The following is a 6,283-nucleotide window of genomic DNA, read 5'->3' as shown; positions in this document are numbered from 1 at the left end:
AACTGCTCCGCGAGCTGCTGCTCATCCAAGATCTCTCCCGTCACAGGATCGATCATCTCGATGACATCGGTCATCGCCCTTCCTTTCGGTCAGGCCCGACCAGATCCACCGTTAATCAGACAGTCCCACCCAGGATACAGAACCAGGTGTCTGCGCCGGGTCCGGGCAGATAGCAATAGCGTTGTGAAGAGAGCGCGAGGGGTGCTGGGCGGCTCCTCGGTCGAAGTGGTCAGCGGTCGGACGAGTGTTCGGCCGCCTCGATCGTGATGACCGGGTTGCCTCCGGTGCGGGTGAGCGGGTTCAGCGGTTCGCGGATGCGTCCGAGGATGACAAGACCGGGAGAGCGTTCGAAGTCGCGGATGAAGATAGCGAGGTTGCCCCACGGGGCGTAGTAGGCGATGTCGCCGGCTTCCGCTGCCGCACTCGCCGGTGAGTCCGAGGTGTCGAGTCTGCTCGGCAGATCCGCGATTTTCTCGATGCCGTGGAAGTCCGACAGTGTGAGCCTCAACGGGAGCAGCGTCGCGAAGTCACGTGCGGCGGCGCTGTCGTTCAGGCGTGCGACCAGCGTCTCCGCGCCGACGGTGATCCGTATGTCCATATGTGCTCCTTACTTTTCGGGGGCGTGGTGCGCGGTCGACACTGTTCCTTCGCCGTCTGCCGCTCGTGGATGGACGCGCTCTCTGCCTGCCGTGGTGAGCACGACGATCGCCGCGAGTGCGGCGAGTGCGGCGTAGCCCAGGGAGATGGTCTCCAGCGACACGCCGGCGGCTGTGAGGCGTCCGGAGACGAGGCTGGGGAGTGCGGCGCCGCCGTAGGAGAACAGGTAGACGGTGGACATGAGTCCAGCCCGATCTGCCGCGCTTGTGCGCTGCAGTAATCCGCGCATGGATCCGGTGAACGCCGCCCCCTGGGCGCAGCCGGCGACGATGCCGCACAGGATCACCGTGAGCACCGCGCCGGTGCGCAGACCGATGACCACGCCGGCGACGGCGAGGGCGAACACCACAATCCCGAGTCGCTGCGCGGCAACCGGACTCAGACGGCCGCTCAGCGGCCCGCCGAGGGCGTAAGGGGCCATGAATGAGGCGAAGACGATGCCGGCGATCAGGGTGTCGTCCGTGCCGAGGCTCTGCGCGGAGATCGTGGGGCTGAAGGCCTGGTAGAAGCCGCCCAGCGCCCAGGTGCCGCAGAACACCGCGATCGCAGCGGGCAGCAGGGGCCGGATCCGGTGCGGGAGGTAGACCTGCGGACGCAGCGACGCCAGGACGCCGGAGCGCCGAGCGACCGGCTCGGGGCTTGTCACGAGCAGCGCTGCGCACACGGCGAGGCACACCGCCACCGCGAGGTATGGGGTCCGCTCGGGCGCGGGGCCGTGCTCGGCCAGCGCTCCGGAACCGACCGCGCCGATCGTGAGACCGATCAGCGGGGAGCCGGCGACGACCGTGGCGGAGAGCCACCGGGGTCGCTCGGGGGCGAGATCGACGACGTACGCGGCGACGGCCGAGGAGCCGAGGCCGCACGCCACGCCCTGCAGGAACCGCCCGGCCATCAGGATCGGCAGCCCGGTGACCTCGAGCAGGATCAGCGACCCCACGGTGGCGAGCGCGACGGCCGCGAGTGCGGCGCTCCGGCGCCCGATGTGGTCGGAGAGTCGCCCGAGGAGGACGAGGGCGAGCATGACTGCGACGAAATACGTTACCGCGGCGACCGATAGATCAGCGGTGGTCAAGCCGTCCTCGGCTCGGTAGCGCTCGTAGAGCGGGATCGGGGCGCCGGACGCGGCGAACACCATCACGAGCGATGCGGTGGCGGCAGCGAAACCCAGACCGCGGCGCGGGAGCCCTGCGGGCGAAGTGGCTATGGAACGTGAGGTGGACGTGGGGATACTCCTTGCGATGATACGAAACACGGACGGTGGAACTGCTGCTCAGGCGTCGTTCTCGATGATGTTCTTCAGCACAGTGGTCGCCCCCATGCCGTTGGGCCAGCCGGCGTAGAACGCGAGCTGCAGCAGGGCCTCCTTGAGCTCCTCGTCGGAGACGCCGTTCCGGCGGGCGAAATCAAGGTGGAACTGCAGCTGATCCATCTTGCCCAGCGCGGTCAGCGCGGAGATGGTGACGAGGCTGCGGTCGCGCTTGGACAGCCCTTCACGTTCCCAGACCTCATCGAAGAGGACCCTGTCGGTGTAGTGGACCATGCCCGGGGCGAAGTCGCCGAACGCGTGCTGTCCGCCGGTCCAACCCTGCTCGTTCTCGCTCATGTCGATTCTTCCTTTCGCGGATGGTGGTCGTGGTCTTTCGGGGTTCGGTCCGGCTGGGACCAGCTGGTGAGGATCGCCAGCCGCTCGTGGGTGGTCTCCTCCGCTGAGGGCAGGTACACCGTGACGGTCACATCGGGGTCGAGCGCCGTGCTCAGCTCCTCCCGAACCAGGCGCAGTTCCCCGACGAACGGGTGCCGGATCCGTTCGCTCGGGGGACGGGCTCTGCACATGCGGCCCGCCGACCACCGCTGCCGGAACCTCGCGCTCCGGGTGGAGAGCTCACCTATGAGGCGGTGCAGCGATCTGTCGTACGGATCGTGGTCGACCGCGCGGCGCAGCAGATGCACGGACTCGTCGGCGAGGCGTTCCCAGTCCGGGAAGAAGGCCTGCGCCGCGTCGTCGAGGAACACGAAACGGGCGAGGTTCGGGTGTTCATACCCGGTCAGGACCGGTTCATACAGTGCGTGCGCCAGCGGGTTCGCCGAGATGAGGTCGAGCTGCCGATTGCGAATCAGCGCGGGAGCGTCGGAGATCACCGACAGCAGGGCGCGCAACGACTGCCGCAGCGGTTCGCGCCCGCGTGCTTTCGGCTTCGTCGTACGCTCGTTCATACTCGAAACGATAGGGGCGCCGCCGCACCTGTGGCAGGCCCTGCCAGTACCCCCTCACCGATGGGACTCCCGCCTTCGCGCACCCGTGGATAATGTCGAAGGCGCGACGGATCCGGGTTTCCGGCCCCGTCCCCGATAGCTGCGAGAACAGGATGATCCGTGAGCCCCAAACCGCAAACGATGACCGTTATAGTCGCGTCCCTCGTGCTGCTCGGCAGCCTCGCCGGATGCCGCAGCGCCTCCGATGCAGAAGCCGGTGCTCCGACCCCGCGCACCTCCGACTCTGGCGGGCCGGTCTCTCCGGAATCGTCGGATGCGAGCAAGGAACCGATCGGTCAACGGCAGGTGACCTTCACCACCGGTGACCGGACCCTTGTGATCGAGATGACCGACAATCCCACCAGTCGCAATTTCATCAGCCGTCTGCCGATGACGCTGGAGTTCGAGGACTACGCGAACACCGAGGTGATCGGCTATCTGCCCGACCCGCTCACCACCGACGGGTCGCCGGGCACGCAACCCTCGGCCGGGGATCTGACTCTCTATGTACCATGGGACAACCTCGCCCTGTTCTATCAGAATTTCGGCAGCCATTCCGACGACCTCATCCCGTTGGGCACCGTCGTCGAAGGCGCCGATCACATCGCCGAGCTCGCCGGCACCGAGGTCACCATCACCGGCGGCCGGTGACGCATTCGCACTTGCCGAGCACGTGGCCGCAGAGCGTCTTGTCACGGTGCGGTCGGCCTGTTTACGCGGTCGGGGTGATACGCAGGAGCCGGTCGGGCACGCCGGAGCCGCCGGTGCGCGGCGAGGCGTTCGTCGTCGTGAGGTAGAGGCTGTCGCCAACGGCCTACACGGCTCGCACGCGCTCGTCGGAGGTGAAGACCATCTCTGCCGTGTCGGCATCGGTCACCACATAGACGCCGGTGCCTCGGAGCGCGGCGAACACGAACTCATCGCCTGCGAACGCGGCCCCCGACGGTGCCCAGGTCTCGATGCCGGAGTGCAGGTACGGCGCCACCAGCCCGTCCTCGTTCTCATCGCCCTCGACGGTCGGCCAGCCGTAGTCGCCACCGGCCTCGATCAGGTTGATCTCGTCGTGCGCGTTCTCCCCGTGCTCGGCCACGAACAATTCGCCCTCGGGGCTCCAGCCCAGGCCCTGCGGGTTGCGGTGCCCGAGCGAGTACACGAGGGAGTCGTCTCGGACGTTCCCCGCGACCGGCTGGCCCTCGGTGTCCATCCCGTTGTCACGTACAGGTGGCCGTCGGGGCCGAAGGAAATCCGCCCGCCGTTGTAAAGCTGATGGCCGGGAATCCCGTCGACCAGGCTGCTCGTCTCCGCCCACGTCTCTCCGTCGAAGACGACTTCGGCGACCCGGTTGGCAAGATCTTCGCCATCGGCGTAGGAGTAGTAGACGTAGGCGACTCCCGACTGATCGAAATCGTCGGTCAGTTCGATACCGAGCAGACCGCTGCCGCCGTCATGGACGACCGGATCGCTGGTCTGCAGTTCGTAGCGTTCGAGTCCCCCATCGCCGATCATCGCGATCGTGCCCGCGATCTCCGTGACGATGAACGCGTCCCCGGCCAGCTGCACCTCCCACGGATACTGCAACTCGTCAGAGAGCACCTCGACCTCGAAGTCCTCACTGCTCAGCCCGGCCAGGGCGGGACCGGTGTATCCGCCATCAGGGGCCGTCGTCGACGGCGGGGGCGCTGAGATGCCCGGCCTCGACTCGGGTTCTCCGGGCTCGATGCTTGTGCAGCCGACCACGGTCAGCAGCGCGGCGGTCGCGAACAGGGTGGCCAGGGGAGATCTGGTCGCCGTCACGGTTGAGTATCCTCTCGTTCCAGGTGGGCTGTACTGACGCGGGGCGAGCGACGGGGTACAGCTTGCAGCGGTCTCCGGAAAATCTAGGGGTCGTATTCACTCTCGTGCCAGGCCCTGTCAGTGCTTCTGACGAAGGGGGAGTGATCGGGCAGACTGGAGGCGAACGACGCGAAGAATGCGAAGAAAGGGAGATGCATGACCCACGTAGATGGCTACACGTTCACGCTCGCCGACGGTGTCACCCGCACACGGGTGCGCTATCACAACCGGTTCGGCATCGAGATCGCCGGAGACCTCTACATTCCGGTGAACGCTACAGGCAAGCTCCCCGCTTTGGTCGTGAGCGGCCCCTTCGGCGCGGTCAAGGAGCAGTCCTCGGGGCTGTACGCGAACGAACTCGCCCGCCGCGGGTTCGTCGCTTTGGCGTTCGATCCGTCGTTCACCGGGGAGAGCGGAGGCCAGGTGCGCGACGTGGCCTCCCCGGAGGTCTTCACCGAGGACTTCAGCGCGACTGTCGATTTCCTCGGACTGCAGGAGAACGTCGACCGCGACCGGATCGGGCTGCAGGCGGTCTGCGGACTCAGCGGCATGGCGATCACCGCTGCCACGTCCGATAGCCGCATCAAGGCGGTCGCGACCGCGTCGATGTACGACATGTCCCGCACCGTAGTTCTCTGTATGGATGTCGGTGATCTTCTTGCAGAGCTCAGCATCACGCAGCGTGCGTTCCGAGGGTGGCCGTCTCTTGGCGGCGTAGTAGCTTGATGGAGCGATCTGGGCGGGGGTGTCCTGCCACGCCTGGATGATCGGTTCGACTCCGAACTCGTGCTTGTGAGCGTCGATGTAGGCGAGCTTCTCGGTCATCGGGATGGGCGTCGAACTCCGCCGCGAAGAAAGCCGCCGATGACTTCAGAATCTGATTCGCTCGTCGCAGTTCGCGCACCTCGCGTTCGAGTTCTTTGAGCCGGGCCGCGTCATCGGAAGTAGTGCCGGGCCGCAGGCCTTCGTCGGTTTCCGCGCGATGTACCCAGGTGCGCAGCGCTTCGGGATGCACGCCGAGTTGCTCGGCGATGCGCCGGTACGCGCCCTGCCGAGTCTCGGGGTCTCTGCGGGCCTCAAGGCAGAGCCTTGTCGCGCGCTCGCGAAGCTCTGCAGGGTACTTCCGCTGTGCTGCCATCGGGGAGAACCTTCCGTGTAGGTTTACCCTCCATCAAACACGACACGATTCAGTCTGCGGGGGTCGATGGGGCGTGTGGGTGCGTGCGGGGATAACGCGGCGATGGAGAGTTTCTTCAGCCTGTTGCAGAAGAACGTGCTCGATCGGAAGTCGTGGGCTACCCGGCAAGAGCTGCGGCTCGCGATCGTGTCGTGGATCGAGGGGAAGTATCACCGGAAACGTCGTCAGCGCCGGCTGGGAAAGCTCACACCGGTCGAGTTCGAGATCATAATGATGGATGCCGTCAGTCTGGCGGTATAAACCCCGGACTCAACTAAACCCTCAGCAGACCGGTCTCGTCTTCGGCCTCCGCTGCGGGAGGGTCCGGAGGGGAACTCGGCGAGCAGCCGGCGAGCGCGAACG

Annotated in this window: 7 protein-coding genes and 2 pseudogenes; 3 read left to right on the top strand and 6 right to left on the bottom strand. The window is 66.4% G+C overall.

Translation table 11 applies throughout. The annotated features are described in order from the left end of the window. Window positions 1-229: 229 nt before the first annotated feature. The 4 genes from JD276_RS15090 to JD276_RS15075 form a co-directional block, all read right to left on the bottom strand. Window positions 230-598 (bottom strand): cyclophilin-like fold protein, encoded by a 369-nt coding sequence (locus JD276_RS15090; protein ID WP_200116491.1) that lies wholly within the window; start codon window positions 596-598, stop codon window positions 230-232. A 9-nt stretch (window positions 599-607) separates the two neighbouring features. Then, window positions 608-1,792 carry an MFS transporter gene (locus tag JD276_RS15085; RefSeq protein ID WP_200116490.1) on the bottom strand — a complete coding sequence of 395 codons (1,185 nt, stop codon included), beginning with the start codon at window positions 1,790-1,792 and terminating at the stop codon, window positions 608-610. Between the two features lie 135 nt (window positions 1,793-1,927). After that, a complete protein-coding gene (locus tag JD276_RS15080; protein ID WP_200116489.1) occupies window positions 1,928-2,260 on the bottom strand; it encodes a carboxymuconolactone decarboxylase family protein in 333 nt (110 codons plus the stop codon). After that, a complete protein-coding gene (locus JD276_RS15075; RefSeq protein ID WP_200116488.1) occupies window positions 2,257-2,871 on the bottom strand; it encodes an MmyB family transcriptional regulator in 615 nt (204 codons plus the stop codon). The genes JD276_RS15080 and JD276_RS15075 overlap by 4 nt, the downstream gene beginning before the upstream one ends. A gap of 204 nt (window positions 2,872-3,075) precedes the next feature. On the opposite strand from JD276_RS15075, the gene JD276_RS15070 reads away from it, so the two are divergent. After that, a complete protein-coding gene (locus tag JD276_RS15070) occupies window positions 3,076-3,561 on the top strand; it encodes a cyclophilin-like fold protein (protein ID WP_200116487.1) in 486 nt (161 codons plus the stop codon). A gap of 163 nt (window positions 3,562-3,724) precedes the next feature. On the opposite strand, the pseudogene JD276_RS16035 reads toward JD276_RS15070, so the two are convergent. After that, window positions 3,725-4,470 (bottom strand): annotated as a pseudogene (locus JD276_RS16035) (PQQ-dependent sugar dehydrogenase). Window positions 4,471-4,899: 429 nt separating this feature from the next. Here JD276_RS16035 and JD276_RS15055 point away from each other — a divergent pair. Continuing rightward, window positions 4,900-5,469: an alpha/beta hydrolase gene (locus tag JD276_RS15055; protein ID WP_200116484.1), complete on the top strand. Its 570-nt coding sequence runs from the start codon at window positions 4,900-4,902 to the stop codon at window positions 5,467-5,469. On the opposite strand, the gene JD276_RS16425 is transcribed toward JD276_RS15055, so the two are convergent. Then, the gene (locus tag JD276_RS16425) at window positions 5,417-5,881 is read right to left on the bottom strand and encodes a transposase (protein WP_200116483.1); all 465 of its coding nucleotides are present in this window, start codon (window positions 5,879-5,881) and stop codon (window positions 5,417-5,419) included. The two genes, JD276_RS15055 and JD276_RS16425, sit on opposite strands and share 53 nt — an antisense overlap. Window positions 5,882-5,926: 45 nt before the next feature. On the opposite strand from JD276_RS16425, the pseudogene JD276_RS15045 reads away from it, so the two are divergent. Next, window positions 5,927-6,181: pseudogene (locus tag JD276_RS15045) on the top strand (integrase core domain-containing protein); the annotation flags it as partial. Window positions 6,182-6,283 lie beyond the last annotated feature (102 nt).

Origin of the sequence: Leucobacter chromiisoli, from assembly GCF_016522505.1 — a bacterium.
Classification (GTDB): domain Bacteria; phylum Actinomycetota; class Actinomycetes; order Actinomycetales; family Microbacteriaceae; genus Leucobacter; species Leucobacter chromiisoli.
This window is presented reverse-complemented; position numbering and strand designations above follow the sequence as displayed.